Genomic DNA, 23,389 nt, shown 5'->3' with positions numbered 1-23,389 from the left:
GGTGGCTGCCTGGCCTCTCTTAGTATAGAGGGTACCAATGCAGCTACCGGCGGAACGGGGCGGACGGCCCAAAATGGGGGATTAGTGGTTTACCACGTCGTCGTGCATCTTGTCGATAATGGCGTAGAGAGCGGCCTTGTCGGCCTCCGCAACCTTGTTGTCGTTGAGCGACTTTTCGAGCTGCTGGCGCCAGATGCTAAATTCCTGGTGCGTAATGGCCATGCCCGTATGGGCTACCAGCATGCTTTTGCCCTTGTAAGTAAGCGGGCCTCCGGTGGCTTCCCCTACCTGATCCACAAAGTGGTTGCGCAGGCGCTGCAGCCGGGTTGGGTCCGTGGGTGGCTGTCCATTCACCCCGTTTACCGCGTCGAGCATGGGCTTGTGGGAGCGTAGCATCAAGGAGTTGGGAGTAGCCGTTTCGGCCCCCACGTTGGCAATCAGGCCATCCACAATCTTCGCAATGCCTTCGGTTTTGCCCAGCCGGTCGTAGAGGGTAGGAGCCGGAGCTTCTTCGGCCTCGGTTTTTCCGCAGGAGGTAATAAACAGACTGCCGGCTACCAGAGCCGCAAGTAGTAAGGTGTTTTTCATAGAGTAGCAAGTAAAGTGAGGTGAAAACGAGAGAGGGCAGGCTGCTATACAATGACAAACAGCCGCCGCAGATTCAGCGCGAAGCGCAGGCGCTCCAGGGCTACTATATACCCTGCCGGTACCGGGCACTGCCTGGCATTAGGGGCGGGAGCGGCCAGGGGCAGGGGCTTTAGGGCCAGGCGCCGGCAGACTTCTTCGGCCGTCAGCTGCTCCGGATTGAAGGCCAGAGTGAGCAACTGCTTATCGGCGCGCAGCGCACAGGCCGTAACCCCCGGCAGGGCTGCCGCCCGGGCCTGCAACTGCTTAGCGGCCGGGCCCGGCTGTAGCGTAGGAGCTGCCAGTGTGAGAAATTCGGTGGGCGGGGCATAGTCATGCAGGCTGGGTTCTTCCCAGCTGCTCCATACCAACACCGCCACCAGCAACAGGCCCAGGACCGCCTGCCACGGGCGGAAGCGGAAAGATATTCGAGTACGCACTACGCGGAAAGCTTAAATTTGAGGCTTAAGGGTGAAATTGCGGGCCACCGTGAAGCCGAAGTACAGGTCGCCTTCGAAGAACTTGCCGGTAGTCTCGGCCACGAAGAACTTCTCGGTCATGCCCAGGGAGTTGGTTACGTGCAGCTGAAACACGTGCCCGCCGGTTTCGATGTCGACGCCCAGGCCCAGGGCATTGCGGAAGTTGCTGGCCGTATTACCCGGGAACATATAGTAGTAGTCGGCCGTGAGGACCGTGCGCTTAGTGATTTTCTGGCGCAGGGCCCCACCCAGGGCATACACGTCGTTTTCCTGTTCGGGCGTGGCCACGTAGTTGCGGTGAATCAGCGTGGGCATGAGCTGAATCGACAGGGCCGGGCTGAACTTGCGGGCAATCAGGGCCTGGTAGGCGTAGGTCATGCGTGAGGCAGTGGTGCGTACCTCCGGCGTGTTGAACTTAAGCGTAGTAATAGCCGACGAGGCAAACAGCGTTACGGAAATCGGCATGGGCCGGGCCCCGGTGGTTTGCCGGATGGCGCGGTATTTTATAAAGCCGTCGTACGTCTTTTCCTGGGAGCTACGGCCTACCCCGATAGCCAGGCGGCTGGTCAGGCCATACTCGAAGCTCAGACGCAGTACGGCCTGGTCGAGCCCAAACAGGTTGTAGGCGCCGCTGTTCAGCGTGCCGAAGCGGTGCTGAATCAGAAAGGCCATGGTGCCTTTGCCCGGCGTCTCGACCGACTGTGAGTTGATAATGTGGGTGCCCTTGAAGGTGGCCTGCACAACTTCCCGCTTACCGGGGTCATCGGTGGCTTTTTCGAGCTGGCCCAGCAGGTCATCCTGGGCTTGGGCCGCTGGCGTTAGCGCGAGCAGGGCCAGGGCTAGGCTGAGAAGAAAGGGAATGGCGTGTCGACGTGTTTGCATATAGGAAACTCTTCTGGAAACTTAGTTGGGGGAGGCCGAGCGGGTTACGGGCGTGGGCGAAGCAGCGCCGCCCACTGGGTCGCAGGTCAGCCCCACGCGGATACTCACGATTTTGGCAATGTTTTCCCGGACCAAAAGCGGAATTTCAATTCCATAATCGGCCGGGGCCACGCTGAACAAGGCAAAGGCCAGCAGTTGGTTGTTTTTCAGCTCCAGCGTGCCGGGCACCGACACGTGGTGGGTCACGCCATGTACGGTCAGCTCGCCTTCCACCTTCACATTGTGCGTACCGGCCTCCTGAAGCTCGGCCGCGTTCAGGCCCACAAAGTGCCCCGTGAAGGTGGCTTTGGGAAATTTGTTGGATTCCATGTAGTTCTCATTGAAGTGCTCCTGCATCAGGGTGCGCTTGAACAGGAACTCCTTGATGGGCACGCTGAAAGCCAACTGGGCAGTGGCTAGATCGAGGACCGCCGCCGCCGCCGTATTGCGGGCTTCAATGTCTTCGATGATACTGGTGGAGAAGAAGGTGACGCGACCCGTTTTGGTCATGAATTTTCCCTGCGCCTGGCCCGACTGAGAAGCCGCCAAAAGCAAGGGAATAAGCAATAAGGACAACAGCCTCTTCATGAAAGGGGTGCGTGAGGTGGAGGAAGGACGGTACTTTGGCGCAGCCGAAGCGAGGGGCGCAGCCGAAGCGAGGGGCGCAGAGCAAGCCGGGCGCTTAGTTGTTGGGCTGCCCGGCTTCAATCCAGGCTTTGATGCGGGCTATGTCGCAGGCCGAGATTTTGGCGCCGCCTTTCGGCATGGGGTTATAACCGGCCTCGTGCTGAATACAGCCCAGAATCAGGCGCGACGACTGCCGCTTGATGCCTTCGTAATTGCTGTAATCATTGCCGCCGCCCAGGGTCTGGTAGACGCCGGCGCCGTGACAGGCCCGGCAGTTGGCATCGAAAATGGGCGAGATAACCGCAGCGTAGGTCGCCGGGCCAGGGTCGTTGCAAGGGCTGGGCTCGGGCCCTTGCGAGTAAGTGCACGCCGTGGTAAAAGCCAGCAAGGATGCTACGGCTCCGGCGAAAGCCCGAGTCGGGAGGTAGCGTAGAAAATTGTGCATTAGGTAGAGGAAAGTACCAAAAAAGAGAAGTGACGTTGCGGTGGTATAACCGGACGAATAATCTCTTTGAGGGCAAAAAGTTAGAGTGAAATTCGGGCTAACAATATTGATATTCGTTAAAACTCCGAAATCACTCGGTCAAGGTCGCTTAGCTCTCTGTAGGAAGCTCAAAGAATTATGGCATATCATCATCGTAGAAAAATTTTAGAGCAAATTGCACTCTTATAATAATGCGTCTAGAGAAAGCAGAATAATTATACCGGCGGGAGCTAAGCTCAACAGTAACAAAATGCAATACGGTTGCTGGCGGTCCGGAATCCGCCGCCACTTGGGAGCCAAACCAGCCGTTGTCGGGCGTTTATTGCAGATAGGCGTTGCCATGCCGCGTAACCTGTCCGGCCCGCTTGCCACTGCGCTTGATTTTGGCGTTGGGGTCCCGCTCGAGCTTTACGATGGGGAGCTGACAATCATTGAGCGGGAGCAAGCGGGTGGTGTGGCCGGCGGCTTCTACCGACAGAATCTGTTTCTGATAAAGCGGGCCGGTAAGCTGAAATCGGCCTTCATTATCCGTAATGAATACCTTTTGGGTTCCCTTAAGGAGCAACGTGGCCCCGGTCAGGGGCTGGCCTTCCGCATCGAGTACCTGGCCCTGTAGGGGGGCGCAGGACAGGCGCACGGCATTCACCGGCGTGGCGGCCCGGCTGGCTTCATCTTCAACCAACGCTATGCGTTGCTGAGAATCCGAGGATTGCGCAAGGGCCTGAAAGCTGCAGAAAAGACCAAGGGTGAGTAGAGAGCAGAAATTTCGCATATGCACTGGTACTAGGGTGGAATGGACAGATCGGTGGGCACTATCAGACCGGCAGCTTTGCAGCGGGCCGGGGGCACCCGAAACAGGCTCGGGCAGGAAAATGGGTAAAGGCAGCGCAACCAGCTTCCGGGCTGGCTAGAGGTCCACTACAGCGTGTAGGCTGATGCAGGAGCAGTAGCGAATGCTTGAGGCCGGTAGCAGACTATGCGGGGCTAACTCGGAAAAGGTTCATAAGGTTTAACTTAAATAATATCAAATAGCATAATTGCTCGTTGAAAGTATTCTTCCGCTATGTGAAGGGCGCTAAACTCTAGTTGAAAAATATGCTGCAACGCTGCGTGTGCGCGCGCTGCCTGCCTGCCGGAAAACAGGAACCGGCAGACTATAACTGAACCTTAAAGCTCATTTTGGCATTTCACGGAATCCCCATTTCACCGTCGTATCTTTGTGAATCCGGCCGGTGGGCTGGAAGATGTTTACCCTCAGTTTCTTTTGCTTTGCAATACCTCGAAGGCCGCAAATACGTCGTTCAGGCCTTGTTCCTGGTCGTGGCGCTGGTATTTGGGGCCCGACTCTTCTACATCCAGGTGCTCGACGGTAGCTACAAGCTGGCCGCCGACCGCAACACGCTGCAGCGCATCGTGCAGGTGCCCTACCGCGGCCTGATCTACGACCGAAACGGGCAGTTGTTGGTGCAGAATACTCCCGTGTACGACCTGATGGTGGTACCTCGCGAGGTGAAGCAGCTCGACACGGCCCGCTTCTGCCAGCTGTTGCAATTGCCGCTGGAGGAGGTGCGCGAAAACCTGAAGGCGGCCCGCAAATACTCCCGGGTCAAAGCCTCCCCGCTGGTTCAGAACCTGAGCACCCCCGAACTGGCCGCCATTCAAGACAACCTGATTGACTTTCCCGGCTTCAGCATCAAAGCCCGAATGGCGCGGTCTTACAAAACCGAAAACATGGCCCACGCCCTGGGCTACGTCGGAGCCATTACCCCGGCGTTTCTGGAAAAGCCCAAGTACGCCAAGTACCTGCCCGGCGACAACCTGGGTATCACCGGCCTGGAGTCGTTCTACGAATCGGTGCTGATGGGCCGGCGCGGGGTGCAGTACCGCATGGTCAACGTGCGGGGCATTGAGAAGGGCGCCTTCCGCAACGGCGAGTTTGATACGCTTTCCGTAGCGGGCCAGGACCTGCACACCAGCATCGACATTGAGCTGCAGAAGTACGGCGAGATGCTGATGCAGGGCAAACGGGGCTCCATCGTGGCCCTCGACCCCAAGACCGGCGAGATTCTGGCCATGGTGTCGGCCCCGATGTATGAGCCCTCGATTCTGACGGGCAAGGGCATGGGCAACCGCTACATGGAACTGCTCAACAACCCCGAACGGCCCCTGTTCAACCGCCCGCTGATGGCCACGTATCCGCCGGGCTCCGTATTCAAGATGGTAAACGAACTGGTGGCCCTGCAAATGGGAGTGGTAACGCCCGAAACGCCGTTCGACTGTAATTGGAAGCTGGTGCGCTGCACCCACCGCCACGAAGCGCCCCGCAACGTGACCATTGCCATCAAGAACAGCTGCAACCCCTACTTCTACCAGGTCATGCGGGCCAGCGTGCTGCGCGGGCGCTCCACCAACCGCTTCGAGGATGCCCGCCTGGGCCTGGCCGAGTGGCGGCGGCAGGTGATGTCGTTTGGACTGGGCAGCAAGCTGGGCGTGGATATGGCCAGTGAGAAAAAGGGCATGATTCCCTCGCCCGAGTTCTACGACAAGGCCTACGGCTACCACCGCTGGGGTTACAAAACGGTGTATTCGCTCAGCATCGGGCAGGGCGAAATTGGTATTACCGGCCTGCAAATGGCCAACATCATGGCTACTATTGCCAACCGGGGGTACTACTACACGCCCCACTTCGTGCGCGGCATCGGCCAGGGCGGACCTTTGCCCGAATACACCCAGCGCCACGTCACAACCGTCGACCCCAAGTATTTTGAAACCGTTATTCCGGGCATGCAGGCCGTGGTAGACGGGCGCGGGGGCACCGGCAACTTTGCCAGCCTGGCCCAGTTTGGCATTTCGGTGGCGGGCAAAACCGGCACCGTGCAAAACCCCCACGGCGACGACCACGCCACGTTTGCCGCCTTTGCTCCGGCCGAAGACCCCAAGATTGCCATTGCCGTGTTCATCGAAAATGCCGGTTTTGGGGGCACTTCTGCGGCTCCGCTGGCCTCGCTCATGATTGAGAAATACCTGCGGGGCAAGGTGGTGCGCAAAAAGTGGGAGTACTGGCTGCAGGGCAGCGCCGATAAATTTGTAAAACGCCGCTAGTCATGGCTTTACCCGCGCGTTATAGTCGCAGTATTGATTGGGTTACCGTCGGCATCTATGCCCTGATGGTGGGCCTGGGTTGGCTGAATGTATACGCCGCCAGCTACTCGCCCGAGGCCCCGGCCGGCGGGCTGTTCAGTGGCCTGAGCTTTCAGGAGCTGATGGCCTTCAACTGGTTTAAGCAGATTCTGTGGATAGCCACGGCCGTGGTGCTCATCGTGATTCTGGTCGTCATCGACTACAAGGCCTACGACACGTTTGCCTTTGTGCTCTACGGCACTATGATAGCGCTGCTACTTATTACCCCCTTTATTGCCCGGCCCATTGCCGGGTCGCGCTCCTGGCTGGAGCTGGGGCCCGTGCGGTTGCAGCCGGCGGAATTTGCTAAGTTCATCACCGCCCTGGCCGTGTCGCGCTACATGGCCAGCATCAACCTGCGTCAGCAGAACTTTCGGGACCAGATGGTGCTGGCTGGGCTGACGCTCCTGCCGCCGCTGCTGATTGTGGCCGCCAACGAAACCGGGCAGGCGCTGGTGTTCGGGGCCTTTCTGCTGGCGTACTTCCGCGAGGGTATGTCCCCACTGATCCTGATTATTCTCGCCGCCGCCGGCGCCATCCTGATTTTAGCCCTGCTGGTACCTAAGCTGTGGTTGGTGGGCGCGTTTACGACTATTCTGGCCCTGGTTTTTGCGGCCAACCCCAAAGTGTTGCGCCACCATCTACCCCTGTCACTATCGGTGTGGGCAGTAGTCGTTGGAATGGTGTTCGGGGTGGATTTCTTTTTCAACAACGTGCTGCAGGACCACCAGCGCAAGCGCATCGAGGTATTGATTAATCCCTCGGCCGACCCGCTGGGCGTGGGCTGGAACGTCACCCAGTCTAAAATTGCCATTGGCTCGGGCGGACTAGTGGGCAAGGGCTTTCTGCAGGGCACCCAAACCAAATTCGACTTTGTGCCCGAGCAAAGCACCGACTTCATTTTCTGCACCGTGGGTGAGGAGTGGGGCTGGGTAGGCACTATGGTGGTCGTGGTCCTGTTTATGGCCTTGCTGGCCCGGGTGCTTTTTGTGGCGGAGCGTCAGAAATCCGTGTTTGGGCGCACGTACGGCTACTGCGTGGCCAGCATCATCTTTTTTCACTTTGCCATCAACATCGGCATGACCATCGGCCTGGCGCCGGTGGTCGGGATTCCGCTGCCGCTCTTTAGCTACGGCGGCTCTTCGCTCTGGTCCTTCACCACCTTGCTATTTATCTTGCTGGCCATCGACGCCTACCGGAAGCAGGATCTGGTACGCTAACGTTTCTGATGCTCGACCCCAACAGCATGGCCCGGAATGACCGGTGGGCGGCCACCGCCACCATTGCCGCCCTGACGTTGCTGTGCCTGCTGCTGCCCACGCAGAACTCGACGTTGGACGCCTGGTACTACGCCGCCTGCGTGCGGTATGGGCACGAGCTGCTGCTGCCGCATCATTTGCTCTACAATGCCGCGGGCTGGCTTTGGGTAGAAGCACTAAAAGCAATAGGAATACTGGCCGATACGCTGACCGCCCTGAAGGCCCTGAATACCCTGGCCGCCGGGGCCTGCCTGCTGCTGCTACGGCAGCTGTTTCGTCTGTTGCTGCCTCAGAAGCCCGTCTGGCCGTGGCTGCTCGTGGCCGGAGCTAGTTTTGGAATGCTGCGCTTCGCCACCGAGAACGAAGCCTACCTGCCGCCGGTAGCTCTGTCCTTGCTGGCTAGCTCTAGCTGGGCATTGTTTCAGGGGCAGCCCCAACGGCTTTGGTACGTATTCGGCGCGGGTTTTTGGGCCGCCCTGGCCTGCCTGTTTCACCAAATTCACTTTTTCTGGTGGCTGGGTTTGCTCCTGGGCACGGGCTGGTACGCTTCGGCCAAGCTGCGCAGCCTGGTACTATTTGCCCTGCCTGCTTTGCTGGTACCGGGGGCCTACGCGGCGGCGCTGGGGTATTGGCACTTGCCCTTGAGCCTGGAGTCCTTGTGGCGTTTCGTATTCCACGACTACTACGCGGGCACCGCCGCCAATGGCATATCCGGGCACGGCTTACTGCTCTCGGTGGTTAATCTGGGCCGAACGTTTGTGCAGGTCCACGGCTCCACGCTGGCCTTGCTGCGGCTTTATCCCGGCCTGCTGCTGGCAGTGGCGCTGGTTATTGGCCTGCTGGGCTATGCTGCTACGGCGCTGTGGCGAGCCTGGAAAAACCGCACAGCAGCAGCTTCCGGGCAGCAGCCATCCCCGGTCAGGGCCGCTTTTCTCCGTACCCACTTGCTGATTCTGGGGCTGCACTTTCTGTTTGCCGTTTCGGCCGCGGGCAACGCCGAGTTTATGGCCATGCTGCCGGTTTTGCTGGCTTTGGTGCTGGGGGTGGCAGAGCAGTGGCTGCCTACGCGCGGCGTGGGGGCGGCAGGCCTGGCTTTGCTGGCCTGGAACCTGGCATTTGGCTTGGTGCCGGCCAACCGCCTCCGCTTTGCCGACAACGCCCGCCTGCTGACTCTGATTCAGCAGGAGCCCCACAGCTGGTTTTTGCTCGATAATCATAACCTGGTGCTGAACCAGTTGTATTACGAAACCGGTCAGGCCCAGCCGCCCGGTAATGTGCTACCCGCCCCCACCTTGCTGGTAAAGCGCGCGGGCCAGTCGCCCGCGCGGCTGCGGGGCTGGCTGCACACGCAGCTACAGGCCGGGCACCGCGTATTCACCACGGGCCTGGGCGGTCCGCAGCTGCTGGATCGGGCGCAGGTGGTGTATGGCAATCAGAATGCGGAGCTGCTGCGTGGTTTCCGCACGGAAAAGGTTGATTCGTTTCCTACTGCCTTCGGCCCGTTGTACCTGACGGAAATACGCTAGGAATCCGGATGTTGTGCCGCTTCGGTTTTGGTGCCCAGCCAGTGAAAGACGGGATGGAAGGTGAGCAGCCGGGCAAATAGCACTGCAAACACCGGCGCGGCCAAATACCCCATGCGGCCCAGGTCGCCGGAAAGCAGCATGTGCACCACTACCACGGTTAGCAGCGCGGCCCCGCTTCGCCCCAAAGGGCGTAGCCACCGGCCCAGCCCACCGCGCAGCCCGGCCAGCAGCACCAGCCAGAAGAAGCCGAAGATGCTGAAGATTTCGCCCAGCCCTTTCACCGACAGCAGCCGTCGCAGCGAATAGGTTACATTGTGCAGGTGGTCCAGGGCATTGTTCAGACTTTCCTGGGGCGGGGCTCCTACCTGTGTATCAATCCAGTGCCGCACGCCATACGCTAAAGCCCCCGATACGACCAGCAAAGCCAGCTGCTGCGGCCAGGGCATGGCCCGCCGGGCAAACCACAGCAGCCAGGGGGCCAAGAATACAAAGGACTCCTTAGCCTGCGGCCCTAGTAAAATACAGGCTGCCAGCGCCAAGCTCGAGCCGCTGCCGGCCGCATAAAATGCCAGGGCAAAGACGAGCAGATACAGGCTGTCGACCAAAGGCAAGCCCGCCGTGTACACGGCCCAGCGGCTGGTGAGCACGGCGAGCATGGCTAGCACTGCTGCCCCGGGTGCCGCCCCGGAGAGCAGGCAACTGCGGAACATCAGCAGCCCGGCCCCGGCCAGCACCAGGGTATTGACCAGGTAAAAGGCCAGGCGCAATGGCCAGTCGGTGGCGGCGCGCTGGGGCCAGATGCGGGCGTACACCTGCTCCACGGGCCAGGCCACGGCCGCCGCTACGGCCGGCACCACTACCCGGTAGCGGCGGGTAATACTGACCCCGCGAAACTCCCCCCGGGCCATGCTCAGGTAGCTGCGCGTGTCCAGGGAATGGGAGAAATCGTAGTGCACGTACATGGTGTAGGCACTGCCGGCCAGCACGCCCAGGGCCAGCACGTATACCAGCAGCAGCTGCCGCCAGCCGGTTACCGTTGCCGAAGTCAGCCTCGTGGCCGCCGAAGAACGCACGCCGCTAACCGGTTAAGCGAACTTGCGGTCCAGTAGTTTGAGCAGCTTGTTCACGTGCTCTTCCTTGCGGACCCAGCCGTATTTCTGCGCCAGATCTTCGGTCACGTAGCGTTTGGCTATGTCCGCATTGGGCAGGGTATCGAGGTGCTGAATGGCGGTGTGGTATTCCATGTTCTCCCCATTGAACAGCTCGTTGATAAAGCTGAAGCGCTGGTTGATGGAAATAGCTTCGCGCAAAGACTCCACCTTGGGCGCCGACTTTTCGGCCAGCGTGGTACTAGGCCGTTCCCCACGCAGCGTTTCACTTAGTGGGGCCGTGGCCGGCTGCTCTGCCTTGAGCTTTTCGTACAGCGGGACTCCGGCCGGAGCCACCGCTTCTCCCAAGGGGCGGCGTACGGGCTCTGGCTCGGCTGGGGCCACAAAAGTTGGTGGGGGAGTCACCGGGGCCACTTCCACTACCGGCGCCGCGGTTGTTTCAACCGGTGCTGGTACCGGCGCTGGGGTTGGGATTACCGAAGCTGCTTCAGGGGCCGTAGCCCCAGCTTCCTGCAAGTCAGTAACCGCAAGGGGCAGCAGCTGGCTAAACTCCTCGGCGACTTTTTCGAGCGGGGTGTGGCTTTTGTAGTTAGCTTCCTGATACAGGCGGAAGCGGCTGAGCACCGAGTCCCGCTCCAGGGCGGTGGCTGGCGTCAGGGTGTCGATAAAGCCCTGGAACAAAGCTTTATCCAAGTCAAGGTAGCGCAGGGCATCGCGCAGTTGCTCGGCCGTAACCGTCGGGGCAGCGCCCAGCAGCTTCTGCTCGAAGGTAAGTACCGGGTCGGTAGCCACCCCGAGCGTGTCGCTGATGGCACGGGCCAGCAGGGGCTCGAAAGCGGCCCGGCTGAGCTTGATGCGGCGCGACAGCACGTTCATAAATTGGGTAAGCGCCTGCCGCACGTCGGGAGCCTCGAAGTCAAAGTAGGGGCTGCGCAGCCGGGCCATTTCGCCAGTCCATTGCGTGAGCAGCTGCTGCACCACAAATAGGTTTACCTGCCGGATCGGGGTGAAGCGCAGTACGGCCGGGCCGTCGAGGGTAGCGGTGGGAGCGGAGCTAAAGTGCTGGTCACAAAGCTGGGTGGCCAGCCGCTGGCCGTATTGTTCGCGTTTTGCTGAGCTATATTTGTCCTTCATCGAAAGCCTGGTTCAACGGGCAATTTACGTAAAGATGCCCACTCTGACCGTGCAAAACCTGCCTGGCGCCGTAGTTTCGGTGCCCACCGGCGCCACCTTACTCGCCGCCCTGCAAGCCGCCGGCCACGACTGGATGCACGCCTGCGGGGCCAAGGGCCGCTGTACCACGTGTCGCCTCGAAGTCGTTGAGGGGCTCGAACACCTAACGCCGCCCACCGAGGCCGAGTTGCGCTACCGTGCCGCGGGCCGCTTGCTGCCCCACGAGCGGCTGACCTGCCAGGCGCGCCTGCCCGAAGGCCAGGTGCTGGGCCGCACGCCCGAAGCCACCAAGTTGCCCCACCTGCGCTACGAGGATGGCCGCTAAACTAGGGGCCCAACTCCCGCCGCAGCACCGCAAGTTCTACCGGAAAGTACTGCGGCCGGGACCCCGCCTGAGCCTGAGTCAACAGTTCCGCCGCTTGCTGTTTATTACGCTGGGGGCGCTGGGGGCAGCGCTGCTCATCCCATTTATTCCTTCCTGCCGCCACTCTGTTACGCTGCCCTCCACCCTGGAAGACTATGCGCCCAAGCTGCTGGCCAGTGTGGTGCTGGCTCCGCTGCTGTTCGGCTACGGGATATATTATTATCTGATTACGCCCCGCCGCCAGCGGCGGCTTGGCTACCAGCAGGTGGGGCAGTTTGTGGTGCTGAGCAAAACCAACGTGCTGGGCTCGGCCTGGCTGACGCTGACTCCGACTGAAACCCACCGTATTGCCGTTGAACCGGCCCTCTTTGCCAAGCTAGAGGTTGGCGACGCGGTGGAAGTGGTGTATTCAGCCTCGGATGAGTTAGTCAGCATTCGGCCACTGCCCGGCGCCAACGCAACCCGCTGAGCTTGTGCTGCCGGAGGCAAACTGCCTGGGCCGGCTTTGGGGCTAGCCGCCGAAAGCCGTACTTTAGAGGTTCCAATCGGAGCTTGTTTGCCCGCTCCCGCCCATCGTCAATTGATACTACCGTGTTTATAGAACCTCGCGTCGGCACGAGCCGTGATACGCCCCGCCGGGGCTGGATTGAAGTAGTGTGCGGCTCCATGTTTTCGGGTAAAACCGAGGAGCTGATCCGGCGGTTGAACCGGGCTAAAATTGCCCGCCAGCGGGTCGAAATCTTTAAGCCCGCCCTCGATACCCGCTACCACGACCACAACGTTGTGTCGCACAATGCCAACAGCATCCGCTCGACGCCCGTGCCCATTGCCCAGGAAATGCTGCTGCTGGCCGGCGCCTGCGACGTGGTCGGCGTCGATGAGGCCCAGTTCTTCGATGAGTCACTGGTGGAAGTGTGCACCCAGTTGGCCAACCGCGGCACCCGCGTCATTGTGGCCGGCCTCGATATGGACTTCATGGGCAAGCCTTTCGGACCCATGCCCACGCTGATGGCCATAGCCGAGTTCGTGACGAAAGTACACGCCGTGTGCGTCTGCTGCGGGGAGCTGGCCACGTATTCCTTCCGCATTGCCGCCTCCGACGACAAGATCCTGCTCGGCGAAACCGACTCCTATGAAGCGCGCTGCCGGGCCTGCTTTCAGGAGGGAATGAAGGAAAAAACCACGGAGCCCACGGCGGCGGCGGCTAAGCACTAATCCGGCCGCCGGAGCGTTATGCCAGCTGACCCTATCTTGTAGGTCTTTAACCCCTGCCAATGAATCGTTTGCTACGCACCTGCCGGTGGTCCGGTCTTTTTTCGCTGCTATTTTTTGCTGTCGGCATTCAGGTGGCAGCGGCGCAGAGCACTGCCGGCTACGGCGACTGGCAACTGCAGCTGCCCATCAACCGTGCCCTGGCCCTGGCCGAAGCCGGCAACCGCATTTACGTGGCTACGGAAGATGCCTTTTTCTTCTACGATAAAGAGCTGAACACGACGCAGCTGCTTTCAAGCCGCGAAGGCCTGCATGATGTCGGCGTCAGTGCCCTGGGCTACGACCCCACCACCAAGCAGGTGCTGGTGGCCTACCGCAACGCGAACCTGGACGTGCTGGGCGCCGATGGCTCCATCATCAACATTGGCGACATCGAGCGGAAACCCATTTCCGGGGGTAAAACCATCACCCACATCAGCTTCAGCAAGGGGCGGGCCTATCTGAGCGCCAATTTCGGGGTCGTCGTCGTCGACATGGTGAAGCGCGAAATTCGCGACACGTATAGCAATATCGGTCCGGCCGGTGCCCCGGTGCGGGCCTATAGCACCACAGTGCTCGACAACACCCTTTTCGCCGCTACTTCGGCCGGGGTGCTGCGCGGGCAGCTCACCGACAATCTGCTGGATTACCGCCGCTGGACGACGGAGCTGCCCGCCGGAACCAACTTTACCGCGTACCAGACCCTGGCGACCCTGGGCCGCAACGTGTATGCGGGCCGGGACGGGGGCGGGGTTTTGTGCTATAACTGTGGCTCTACGCCCTGGCAGGCGCTCAATAGCCTCTACGCCGGCACGTATCGGGCACTTATTCCAACCGCGGCCGGTCTGCTAATTATTGGCGACCAGAAGGTGATGCTGCGCAAGTCGGATGGCTCGGTCAGTCAGCTTCTGACTCCGGCCCAAAGCCCCTTTCCAAGCTCGGCGCTGCAGGCCCAGGACGGAACCTTCTATGTGGCCGATGCGCAAAACGGGCTGCTCAAGACGACTGATGGCAAGCAGGTTGAAAGCTTCGTTACCAATGCTCCTGCCTACGCCCGGGCCTTTAGCGTGCTAGCCGATGCCCGCACTAATACCGTCAACGTGTTTAGCGGCGGCTATTTCGACCGGTATGTGCAGCAGGACTGGCGGGGCGGCTTTTTCGAATACAAGGATGGGCGCTGGACCAATTTTACCAACAACGATTTCCGGCCCACCGCCACTTTGCCCGAGTTTAAAGACATTACCCGGGGCGTCCGCACCAAAGACGGCACCCTGTATATTGCCACCTATGGCAATGGCGTGCTGCAGTGGAAAGGCCCCTGGGACTTTCGTCACTTCACCCAGGGAGTACCCGGCAACCCGCTGAAAAGCGCTATTCCCAGCAACCCTAACTACACTCGTATCACCGATCTGGCGCTCAATACCCAGGGCAATGTGTGGGTCGTTAATCGGCATCCGGAGCTGCGCAGCACCTCGGGCCTGCACGAATACAACCCCACGACCAACACCTGGCGGACGATGCCTTACTTTGCCGGCTTCGAGAACCTAGACCGGCTGGTGATTGACGGCAACGACTTTGTGTGGGCTTCCCAATCGCGCAAGGAAGGACTCGGAATTGTGGCCTATGACCCGGCCGAGCAGAATGTGCGCTACTTCAACACGGGCAACAGTGAGCTGCCCTCCGACGAAATCTACGATATCACCAAAGACCGAAAGGGCGACATCTGGGTAGCGACGAGCAAGGGCATAGCTTTTTTTGCGGATCCTAGCTCGGTGTTCCTGGCCGGGGCCGGCAACTTTCAGCAGCCCATTATCCGGGGTGGCATTACGGATGGCTACCGGGCGCTGCTCAACGAAGTCGTACGAACGGTGGCTGTCGATGGGGGTAACCGCAAATGGTTCGGTACCGACCGGGGCCTGTGGCTGTTCAACGAGGAAGTGAGCGAGAGTTTGTTTCACTTTACCACCGAAAACAGTCCGCTGCCCTCCAACAATATTGTGGACGTGGAAGTGAATGACCGCACCGGGGAAGTATTCGTGGTCACGGACGCCGGCCTCATCACCTACCGGGGCTCGGCCACTATCACCGAAGGCAAGCCCGATTGCGCCAAGGTGTCGCCCAATCCGGTGCGCACCGACTTTACGGGGCAGGTTGGCATCAGTGGTTTGGCCAACAACGGTGTCGTCAAAATCACGGATGTGACGGGCAAGATGGTGTACCAAACCAAGGCCAATGGTGGAACGGTCGTGTGGAACCTGGCTGACTACAACGGCCGCAAGGTGCAATCGGGCGTGTACCTGGTCCTGTCGGCGGATGCGGATGGTAAAAACGGCTGCATCAGCAAAATTGCCGTTGTAGAGAAATAAGGCGCTGATTCGGGCAGTCGTCGGGAATAAACCCGGGCGGGTGCGTGTTTCAGTTACGGCGGAGTTATCGGCTGCGCCGGCTTCATTACCAGCTTCCCACTGTCCATGCTGATCAAGACCCGGGGCATCGTCCTGAACTACCTGAAATACCGCGAAACCTCCATTATTGCCCGCGTGTACACCGAGCGGCTGGGGTTGCAGACCTACATCATCAACGGCGTGCGCAAGGCCAAGCCCCCGGGCCGGATTGCGCTTTTTCAACCCTTCACCCTGCTCGATCTGGTGGCCTATACCTCGCGGCAGGGCGGCATCACCCGGTTGTCGGAATACCGATGCGCGGTGCCCTTCAGCACGCTGCCCTACGACGTGCGTAAGAGCAGCGTCGTGCTGTTTCTCTCGGAAGTCGTGAGCCGGACCCTGCTGGAGGAAGAGGAGAATGAGCCCCTGTTCAACTTTCTGCACGACTCCATTCTGGATTTCGACCAGCAGCGGGAGGGCTTCGAAAACTTTGCGCTCATCTTTTTGCTGCACCTGGCCAGCTACCTGGGCTTTGGTATCGAGTCGGGGGAAGAAATAACCTCGCAGGTGGCCTTTGCCTCGGCCGCCCCGGCTACTTCGGCCGGTAGCAGCCCGGCCGTCCTGCGCTTCCGCGAGTTTGACCAGTACTTCAACGAGCTGCTGCAAACGCCCGAACGTTCGACCATTCCCAACGGCCGGGTTCGGCGGGAGCTGCTCGATGTGCTGATTCGCTACTACCAGCTCCATATTGAGAAGCTGGGCGACATTCGTTCCCTGGATGTACTGTCGGAGGTGCTGGCCGAGTAGCCGGCATGCTACTTAAGACGTCGTCCCAACAAAAAATCCTGCCGGTCTGGGCAGGATTTTTTGTTGTTGGGCTAGCGCACTTTTACAATTTCGACCTCAAAGATTAAGTCGGTATTGGGTGGCACCATGAACTTGGTATCATCGTCGGGATTGAGCACCCCGGTACTGCCATAAGCCAGCGCCGCCGGAATCCAGATGCGGGCCCGGCTGCCCATGGGGAGTAGGAGCAGCATTTCATCCCAGCCCGGAATTACTTCTCCTCGTCCTACGCGCAGGCGCAGCGGGCGGCCCTGGGCCACCGACGAGTCAAAGATGTGCCCATCGGGTAGAAAGCCGGTGTAGTGCACCTGCATCCGGTCGCCGGATTGGGCAATAGGGCCCGTGCCTTGCTGCCGGATGGTATAGCGTACGCCACTGGCCGTGCGCTGGGTAAGGGCCGTGTCGGCTACGCTTGGGCGGGTGGGGGTTTGGGCCTGGGTTGGCAGGCTCAGGCCCCCCGTGGCCAGCCCTAGCAAGCTTAGGCAAAGCAGCCCGCTCGTGCGCATCTGGGCTACTGAAGGTTAACCTTGGAGATGACCATCTCAAACTGCAGGGGCTCGTCGTTGGGAATAGACGGGCTGCTGCTGTATTGGCCGTAGGCCAGGTAGGAGGGCACAAAGATGCGCTTCTCGTCGCCGGGCTTCATCAGCAGCAACGCCTCTTCCCAGCCCCGGATTACGGAGTTTGCCCCAACTACTACCTCGGTGCACTCGCACAGGGTCCGGTTGCCGTACGACTTGTCGAACACTACATCCTCGCGCTCCTGCTTCAGGAAGCGGCCGATGTACTGAACCTGCACCCGGTTGCCTTTCTGGATGAGTTGGCCGCTGCCTTCTTTTACCGTCACCACGTACAGGCCCGATTCGGTGCGCTGGTAATTGCTGCTGGTAATGCCTTTCCGGGTAAAGTAATCCTGAATCAACTTGTCGTCGATTTTCTTGTACTCTTCCTCATGTTCCCGGGCCTGCTTTACCGCGGCGGGTTCGGTGTCACAGGCAGACAGCACTGGGGCCAGGGCCAGCAGCAGGGCAGCCAGGCGGATAAATACCGAGCGGGTGAGTAAATCTTTCATTTCCTTGGTCTGATGTACTAAAAAACTTGTCTCGGCAGCGCGTCTTGTCTGCCAGATCTTTTACTTGATATCCACGAGTTCCACGTCGAACCGTAGCACGGCATTGGCTGGCACCGCGGCGCCGGCGCCGCGGGCGCCGTAGGCCAGTTGGGAAGGAATCAGCAGGGTTGCTTTTTCCCCTTTTTTAAGCAGCCCGATGCCCTCGTCCCAGCCCCGAATAACTTCTCCCCGGCCCAGCGTAAAGCTAAAGGGCTTGTTGCCGTTGCGGGAAGAAGCATCGAACACTGTGCCGTCGAGCAGCGTGCCCGTGTACAATACGGATACCAGTTGGCCCGCCGTAGGTTGCATGCCGGTGGTGGTCGTGATGGGAACCAAGTACAGCCCGGAGTTCTGGCGCTGCGCCCCCACCAGCTTCTGATCCGTTATGTACTGCTTGATGATAGCCTCGTCGATGGGACCGTAGTCTTTGTATTCTACGTCGTCAGCTCCGCAGGCTGTCAGGAAGCCAACCGCACTTAGCAGCACGATCAGCAGCGGGTTGGAGAACAAACGACGAAAAGAAGCCTGTAGCATGATGCCCGGATATAAAACCGCCGCGCCCGGCCCCAGGGCGCAAGCGCGGCGGCTCGTGTAAGAAGGGAGTTACTTACTTAACATCCACCAGTTCCACGTCGAAGCGCAGGGGCGCATCGGCCGGAATGTCGGCACCGGCGCCGCGCTGACCGTAGGCCAGCGACGAAGGAATTAGCAGGGTAGCTTTGCTGCCTTTGTTGAGCAGGGCAATGCCCTTGTCCCAGCCCGGAATTACCTGGCCTACGCCCAGGGGGAATTCGATTGGCTTGTTGCCCATCTTCTCCGATGAGTCAAACACTTTGCCGTCGAGCAGGGACCCTTTGTAGAGTACCGACACGGTCTGGCCAGGATTCGGCTTAGCGCCGGTGCCAGGCTTGGTTACCACGTAGTATACGCCCGAAGGGTCTTTCTGCGCGGTCAGGTTGTTTTTCTTGATGTAGTCCTGCAGAATCACGTCGTCCTTCTTGAGCTGCTGCTCGGCGTAGGCCATCATTTTCTTCTGCTGCTCTTCCATCTGCACCTTCTGGTCGGCCATAGCCTCGGCTTCGGTCTGCAGCTTGTCGGCCTTCACGAACATGGTCATCGTGTTGCCGGCCTTCTTCATGAACGGCGGCACCGGCTGCTTAAACGACTTGGCGAAGATGGTGTCCACGTTGAACTTGAACACGGCCGAATCGCCGGGTTGCAGCAGGGCCAGGGCTTCCTCAATGCCGCCCTTGGTGGTCACCTCCTGCAGCTTGATGCGCATCGGAATGCCTTGCTGCTTGCGGGAGTTAAACAGAACCGAGTCCTTGGCCGTGCGGTATTCCACGTTCAGCGCCAGAATCTTGCCCAGCCGGTCTTTGTACGTTGCGTCGCCTTCGGCTGCTACCGACTTGTCGCTGTACTTGCCGCCTTCGTTCTTGAAGATCTTGTACTCGATGCCCGATTTGGTTTTGGTGAAATCACCGCCGCCCTTGTTGCAGGAGGCCAGGCCCAGAACGCCGGCAGCGAGGGCCAGGCTCAAAAAATTGCGTTGAAAAGACATGAAAAGGGAAGGGTTGGAAAAATTAAAGTTAGGGCAAGTTACACCGAAGGAGGTGCAACCGCCAAGGGCGCCGTCACGAGCTGGGTCTGATACTGGGGCAGGAGCTCCAGAAAACGCTGCACCGTGGGCTCCAGCGCCTCGTGGCTGATGCCGCCGGCCGCATTATGATGGCCGCCGCCGTTGAAGTTTTTGCGGGCAAACTCGTTCACTGAGAAGTCGCCCACCGAGCGGAAGGAAATCTTGACGGCCTGGCCCCGGTCGATAAGCACGGCGGCAAACACCACGCCCTCGATGCTGAGCGCGAAGTTGACCAAACCTTCCGTGTCGCCCGTTTTGGACTGGTACTGGCGCAGCTCGTCCTGGGTAATGGCAATATAGGCCGTGTTGTACTCGCGCAGTACCGTGAGCTTGTCTTTCAGCACAAAGCCCAAGAAGCGCAGGCGCATTTCGGAGTGCGAGTCGTAGATGCGGCGGTGCACCGACGAGAGGTCGATGCCGGCGTTGAGCAGCTCGGCAATAATAAGGTGGACGTTGCGCGAGGTGCTGGGGTGGCGAAACGAGCCCGTATCGGTCATGATGCCGGCGTAGAGGCTCTCGCCGATTCCGACGTCAATCAACTCCTGGTCGCCCAGGTCCCGGATGACCTCAAACACCAGCTCGGCCGTGGCCGCCGCCTTAGGGTTCGAGAAGTCGAGGTCGGCAAACTGCTCGGGCTCCAGGTGGTGGTCGATGAGCACCTTGGTGCCCGGGGCCGTCCGGATGTACTCGCCCATCTCGTTGATGCGGCCCAGGCAGCTAAAGTCGAGGCAGAAAATGACTTCGGCCGTGCCGATAATCTCGCGGACCTGCGCGTCGTTTTGCCGGGCTTCGTACACGATTACCTCGTCGTTGCCGGGCATCCACGACAGGAAGCTCGGGTAGTCGGAGGGCGTGACGACGGTGACGTGGTGGCCCTTTTTGCGAAGATAGCCCGCCAAACCCAGGGAGGAGCCAAGAGCGTCGGCGTCGGGCTTGTGGTGCGTGGTGATGAAAATCTGCCGGGGCTGCGCAAGCAGCTCCTTCAGTTCGCTGATAGTGGACATTGCCTACTGATAGGTGGCTGAAATTCGGTGGTTTAGGCCGGAAGCAAGGCGGCAAAAGTCGGAAATATTCCGCAGATAATCGCCGAGGCCCTAACAAAGCTTGCCGGTCTTTGGGTTCGCACAAAGGTAACCTACACGCCGCTAATCCGTAGGACGTCCCCGCTGTAGCGCTTCGGAAAGGCGGAATAGGCCGCGCAAACCGCTACTTAGGCGCTTTACTGGCACGAAAGAAAAGTAGTCCGGTCGAACTGGCGGGGTCGTTATTTGCGGAGTATTGTACCGAACTGCGCAGATTCGGCTACTTTTGCGGCCACATTCTGCTTCCGCAGATATAAGACTCGATTTCAACTTTCAACTTTATAAACTTCTCCCGAATGGCAACTAACCGCACGTTCACGATGATTAAGCCCGACGCGGTGCAGGACAACCACATTGGTGGCATCCTGCAGATGATCGAAGAGGGTGGCTTCCGCATCGTATCCCTGAAAAAAGTACAGCTGACGGCCGAGCGCGCCGGTGAATTCTACGCCGTGCACAAAGAGCGCCCCTTCTACGGCGACCTGGTGAAGTACATGTCGTCGGGCCCCATCGTGGCTGCTATCCTGGAGAAGGACAACGCCGTAGCCGACTTCCGCACCCTGATTGGTGCCACCAACCCCGCCCAGGCCGCCGAAGGCACCATCCGGAAGAAATACGCCAAGAGCATCGAAGCCAACGCCGTACACGGCTCCGATTCCGACGAGAATGCCCAGATCGAAGGCGACTTCTATTTCAGCGCCGAGGAGCAGTTCTAAGCTGACAGACGCTTTTTAGCACGAAAAAACCCGCTTTGCTTAACGCAGAGTGGGTTTTTTCGTGTGCTGAGGATATGCTTTTTTTATACTACGGGTGTGCTTTTTTAAAACCAAATTGGAAGTGCGCCAGAATGTATGAAGTGTAAGATATTGAATTAGAATGAATAACTTCGCATGCCTCGATTCTGACGGCATGGCAGCAGTAAGCACTCTAGTACTGTACAGCAGCTACACCGCCCAGCAGGGAATGAGTGAGCAGGTCATATGGCAATAGACAAAAAGGAAAAAGCTCCTGAGCGCTAGGCTCGGGAGCTTTTTGAAAGTTGACTTGCTCGAGGAAGTTAAGCCTGTTCTACCGATAGTACCGGTTCGGTGTGGGCGGCGTCGAGGCTTTCCTGAGGGGTATGCTTGTGCTTGAACAGAATCACGAACAGCACGGCGATAACCAGAGCATAAGCGGCAAACGACAACCAGATGCCATGCCAGTTCTTGCTCTGATCGGCATAGGTAAAGTAGCGCTCAATAACGACCCCGCTTACCAAGCTGCCCAGCACTGCGCCGAAGCCGTTGGTCATCATCATGAACAGCCCCTGGGCGCTGGCCCGGATAGAGGAAGTAGTCTGGGTTTCAACAAACAGGGAGCCCGAAATATTGAAGAAGTCGAAGGCCATGCCGTAGACGATGCAGGAGAGGACAATCAGCCAGATGCCGGGGTTGTCGGGGGTGCTGTAGGCCAGCAGGCCAAAGCGCAGCACCCAGGCTATCATGCTGAAGAGCATGACCTGCTTGATGCCGAAGCGGCGCAAAAAGAAGGGAATGGCCAGGATGAACAGGGTTTCGGAAACCTGGGAGATGGACATGATAATGGCCGGATACTTTACCGCAAATGTGTCCTGGTAGGCCGGGTTCTTGTCGAAATCGTGCAGGAAGGTGTCGCCGTAGGCATTGGTGAGCTGTAGGGCGGCACCCAGCAATAGGGCAAACAAGAAGAAGGTGAGCATCTTCGTGTCGCGCAGCAGGGCAAAGGACTTGAGGCCCAGGGCATCGACCAGGGAGCGGCTCGGAGTGTCTTTGGAAGGAGGTGGGCAGGCGGGCAGGGTGAACGAGTACATACCCAGCAGAATGGCTGCTCCGGCCGCTACATAGAATTGGTTGGCCGATTTCTCAAAGCCCAGCAGGCTTACCGTCCACATGGCCACGATAAAGCCAATGGTGCCCCATACCCGAATGGGCGGGTAGTCTTTTACGACATCCAGGCCCTGGCGCTTGAGCACCGAGTACGACACGGCAATGGACAAGGCCAGCGTGGGCATGTAGAATATCATATTCAGCAGCATCACCCAGAACATGGTGCCGGGGTCGGTAACCAGCGGGACGGTGCAGAGGACAATGCCGCCGAGAATGTGGAGTGCCCCGTAGAGCTTTTCGGCATTCACCCACTTATCGGCAATGATGCCCATAATGGAGGGCATGAAGATGGAAGCAATGCCCATGGTCGAGAAGATGGCGCCAAACTGAGCCCCTGACCACTGCTTGGTTTGAAACCAGTACGCGCCAATAGTTATCAGCCACGAACCCCAAATAAAAAACTGTAAGAAGCTCAGGATAGTGAGACGCAACTTCGTACTCATGCAATTCAATTGAAAAAGGGAGGGAAGGAATTTTTGCTCCTAAATATACAAGATTCCTCCCCGGGAAATTGCCGGGCTTGGTTTGGTCAAGTTGGTCGATAGCGCCGCAACTGGGCTGCGAACAGCGTGAGCCGTGGCGAGGAAATTAGAGGCCGCCAGGCTAGGGCAGCAGCTGCGTTAGGGTAGCAGGGTGAGGTGTCGATTCAGGAATTCGCAAAAAGCCGGGCCAGAAAGCCACTGATGCCCGCGGGGTGAGAGAAGGACTAGAAAAAAAAGTTTGTGATATAATATAGTTTATATCTTAAACTAGTTTATGTTTGCATCGTACTCTTATTCATCTATCCCCTAACATCTTACCGCCATGTCGACCACTACTACCTTCGCCGCCGCCCAGCTACCAGCCGCGGGCCAGCCCCAGGGCATCACTACCCAGGAACTAACTACCAATGCCGCCGACTACCTGCTGTGGGGCACGGCCCTGAGCGCAGCAGCGGTTGTGCAGGCAGCAGCTCCTCATCTGGCGGGGCTGTCGTTTCGGGTGGCTATAGCCGGGGCCGGGGTGGCCGCGTTTGGGTGGCACTTTTACCGGGGGTGGCGGCAGCACGAGCGTTCTGCGCAGGGAGAAGCAGTGCGGTTGCTGCGTCTGGCTACCTGGGTGCTGTTGGCCGTGTTACCGGCCCTGGTGCCCCGCCTGGGCTGGGCGACGGTGCTGCCATTGATGCTGTTTGCGCTGGGTACCCGCACCTTTGTGGCCGGCGGAATTCTGCAGCACCGAGTACTAATTTTCGGAGGAGCGGCCGCCTGGGTATTGGGCTCCCTGGCGTTGCGGTTTCAAGCACCCGCCGACCAGATGATTCTGCTGCTGGCCAGCGCCGCGGCTGCCTTGCTACTCCCCGGGGCCCTATTGCGTAGCGCTTCGCGCCGCTAGAGCCCTGGGCTTCGGCCCCCGCCCTATTGTTATGGGCGCCACTACAACGCACTTC

General features: G+C 59.4%; 24 protein-coding genes. 10 read left to right on the top strand and 14 right to left on the bottom strand.

The annotated features are described in order from the left end of the window. Positions 1-81: 81 nt before the first annotated feature. From E5K02_RS24325 to E5K02_RS24300, 6 genes are all read right to left on the bottom strand, one after another. A complete protein-coding gene (locus E5K02_RS24325) occupies positions 82-588 on the bottom strand; it encodes a truncated hemoglobin (RefSeq protein ID WP_135398977.1) in 507 nt (168 codons plus the stop codon). A 44-nt stretch (positions 589-632) separates the two neighbouring features. Further along, a complete protein-coding gene (locus E5K02_RS24320) occupies positions 633-1,064 on the bottom strand; it encodes a hypothetical protein (protein WP_135398975.1) in 432 nt (143 codons plus the stop codon). Positions 1,065-1,076: 12 nt separating this feature from the next. After that, positions 1,077-1,985 (bottom strand): DUF5777 family beta-barrel protein, encoded by a 909-nt coding sequence (locus E5K02_RS24315; RefSeq protein WP_135398973.1) that lies wholly within the window; start codon positions 1,983-1,985, stop codon positions 1,077-1,079. A 21-nt stretch (positions 1,986-2,006) separates the two neighbouring features. Then, positions 2,007-2,612, bottom strand: coding sequence for a YceI family protein (locus E5K02_RS24310; protein WP_135398971.1), 606 nt, complete (start codon positions 2,610-2,612; stop codon positions 2,007-2,009). A 94-nt stretch (positions 2,613-2,706) separates the two neighbouring features. Continuing rightward, on the bottom strand, positions 2,707-3,096 hold the full coding sequence (locus E5K02_RS24305; RefSeq protein WP_135398969.1) for a c-type cytochrome: 390 nt from the start codon (positions 3,094-3,096) through the stop codon (positions 2,707-2,709). A 358-nt stretch (positions 3,097-3,454) separates the two neighbouring features. Then, positions 3,455-3,817: a carboxypeptidase-like regulatory domain-containing protein gene (locus E5K02_RS24300; RefSeq protein WP_167856576.1), complete on the bottom strand. Its 363-nt coding sequence runs from the start codon at positions 3,815-3,817 to the stop codon at positions 3,455-3,457. 587 nt (positions 3,818-4,404) lie between these two features. Here E5K02_RS24300 and mrdA point away from each other — a divergent pair. The 3 genes from mrdA to E5K02_RS24285 are packed head-to-tail and all read left to right on the top strand — an operon-like array spanning position 4,405 to position 9,100. Further along, positions 4,405-6,237 (top strand): penicillin-binding protein 2, encoded by a 1,833-nt coding sequence (gene mrdA, locus E5K02_RS24295; protein ID WP_135398965.1) that lies wholly within the window; start codon positions 4,405-4,407, stop codon positions 6,235-6,237. Positions 6,238-6,239: 2 nt separating this feature from the next. Beyond that, a complete protein-coding gene (gene rodA / locus E5K02_RS24290) occupies positions 6,240-7,535 on the top strand; it encodes a rod shape-determining protein RodA (protein WP_135398963.1) in 1,296 nt (431 codons plus the stop codon). A gap of 8 nt (positions 7,536-7,543) precedes the next feature. Beyond that, positions 7,544-9,100: a hypothetical protein gene (locus tag E5K02_RS24285; RefSeq protein WP_135398961.1), complete on the top strand. Its 1,557-nt coding sequence runs from the start codon at positions 7,544-7,546 to the stop codon at positions 9,098-9,100. Here the strand turns inward: E5K02_RS24285 and E5K02_RS24280 are convergent. Both E5K02_RS24280 and E5K02_RS24275 read right to left on the bottom strand, forming a co-directional pair. Next, positions 9,097-10,173, bottom strand: a complete 1,077-nt coding sequence (locus tag E5K02_RS24280) for a hypothetical protein (protein ID WP_135398959.1) — start codon at positions 10,171-10,173, stop codon at positions 9,097-9,099. The genes E5K02_RS24285 and E5K02_RS24280 overlap by 4 nt on opposite strands. Before the next feature lie 12 nt (positions 10,174-10,185). Then, complete coding sequence (locus E5K02_RS24275) at positions 10,186-11,343, bottom strand: hypothetical protein (RefSeq protein WP_135398957.1); 1,158 nt, start codon at positions 11,341-11,343, stop codon at positions 10,186-10,188. A gap of 34 nt (positions 11,344-11,377) precedes the next feature. Between E5K02_RS24275 and E5K02_RS24270 the strand changes: the two genes are divergently transcribed. From E5K02_RS24270 to recO, 5 genes are all read left to right on the top strand, one after another. Then, positions 11,378-11,707: a 2Fe-2S iron-sulfur cluster-binding protein gene (locus tag E5K02_RS24270; RefSeq protein ID WP_135398955.1), complete on the top strand. Its 330-nt coding sequence runs from the start codon at positions 11,378-11,380 to the stop codon at positions 11,705-11,707. Then, the gene (locus E5K02_RS24265) at positions 11,697-12,215 is read left to right on the top strand and encodes a hypothetical protein (protein ID WP_135398953.1); all 519 of its coding nucleotides are present in this window, start codon (positions 11,697-11,699) and stop codon (positions 12,213-12,215) included. The genes E5K02_RS24270 and E5K02_RS24265 overlap by 11 nt, the downstream gene beginning before the upstream one ends. 122 nt (positions 12,216-12,337) lie before the next feature. After that, entirely contained in the window at positions 12,338-12,961 is a 624-nt protein-coding gene (locus tag E5K02_RS24260; protein ID WP_135398951.1) for a thymidine kinase, read from the top strand. A gap of 59 nt (positions 12,962-13,020) precedes the next feature. Continuing rightward, on the top strand, positions 13,021-15,363 hold the full coding sequence (gene porZ / locus E5K02_RS24255) for a type IX secretion system anionic LPS delivery protein PorZ (protein ID WP_135398949.1): 2,343 nt from the start codon (positions 13,021-13,023) through the stop codon (positions 15,361-15,363). Positions 15,364-15,468: 105 nt separating this feature from the next. Beyond that, a complete protein-coding gene (gene recO / locus E5K02_RS24250) occupies positions 15,469-16,188 on the top strand; it encodes a DNA repair protein RecO (protein ID WP_135398947.1) in 720 nt (239 codons plus the stop codon). Between the two features lie 71 nt (positions 16,189-16,259). On the opposite strand, the gene E5K02_RS24245 is transcribed toward recO, so the two are convergent. From E5K02_RS24245 to E5K02_RS24225, 5 genes are all read right to left on the bottom strand, one after another. After that, on the bottom strand, positions 16,260-16,733 hold the full coding sequence (locus tag E5K02_RS24245) for an FKBP-type peptidyl-prolyl cis-trans isomerase (protein ID WP_135398945.1): 474 nt from the start codon (positions 16,731-16,733) through the stop codon (positions 16,260-16,262). Positions 16,734-16,738: 5 nt separating this feature from the next. Next, a complete protein-coding gene (locus E5K02_RS24240; RefSeq protein ID WP_135398943.1) occupies positions 16,739-17,299 on the bottom strand; it encodes an FKBP-type peptidyl-prolyl cis-trans isomerase in 561 nt (186 codons plus the stop codon). A gap of 60 nt (positions 17,300-17,359) precedes the next feature. Beyond that, a complete protein-coding gene (locus E5K02_RS24235; protein ID WP_135398941.1) occupies positions 17,360-17,872 on the bottom strand; it encodes an FKBP-type peptidyl-prolyl cis-trans isomerase in 513 nt (170 codons plus the stop codon). Positions 17,873-17,945: 73 nt separating this feature from the next. After that, positions 17,946-18,899 carry an FKBP-type peptidyl-prolyl cis-trans isomerase gene (locus E5K02_RS24230; RefSeq protein ID WP_135398939.1) on the bottom strand — a complete coding sequence of 318 codons (954 nt, stop codon included), beginning with the start codon at positions 18,897-18,899 and terminating at the stop codon, positions 17,946-17,948. 38 nt (positions 18,900-18,937) lie between these two features. After that, a complete protein-coding gene (locus E5K02_RS24225; RefSeq protein WP_135398937.1) occupies positions 18,938-19,981 on the bottom strand; it encodes a DHH family phosphoesterase in 1,044 nt (347 codons plus the stop codon). A 374-nt stretch (positions 19,982-20,355) separates the two neighbouring features. Here E5K02_RS24225 and E5K02_RS24220 point away from each other — a divergent pair, with 374 nt between their 5' ends. Further along, on the top strand, positions 20,356-20,775 hold the full coding sequence (locus E5K02_RS24220) for a nucleoside-diphosphate kinase (protein ID WP_135398935.1): 420 nt from the start codon (positions 20,356-20,358) through the stop codon (positions 20,773-20,775). A gap of 341 nt (positions 20,776-21,116) precedes the next feature. Here E5K02_RS24220 and E5K02_RS24215 read toward each other — a convergent pair whose 3' ends face one another. Continuing rightward, positions 21,117-22,406: a nucleoside permease gene (locus E5K02_RS24215; RefSeq protein WP_135398933.1), complete on the bottom strand. Its 1,290-nt coding sequence runs from the start codon at positions 22,404-22,406 to the stop codon at positions 21,117-21,119. 361 nt (positions 22,407-22,767) lie between these two features. Between E5K02_RS24215 and E5K02_RS24210 the strand changes: the two genes are divergently transcribed. Further along, positions 22,768-23,334, top strand: coding sequence for a hypothetical protein (locus E5K02_RS24210; protein ID WP_135398931.1), 567 nt, complete (start codon positions 22,768-22,770; stop codon positions 23,332-23,334). The last annotated feature ends 55 nt before the right edge of the window (positions 23,335-23,389 follow it).

The organism is Hymenobacter metallicola (genome assembly GCF_004745645.1).
GTDB classification, from domain to species: Bacteria; Bacteroidota; Bacteroidia; order Cytophagales; family Hymenobacteraceae; genus Hymenobacter; species Hymenobacter metallicola.
This window is presented reverse-complemented; position numbering and strand designations above follow the sequence as displayed.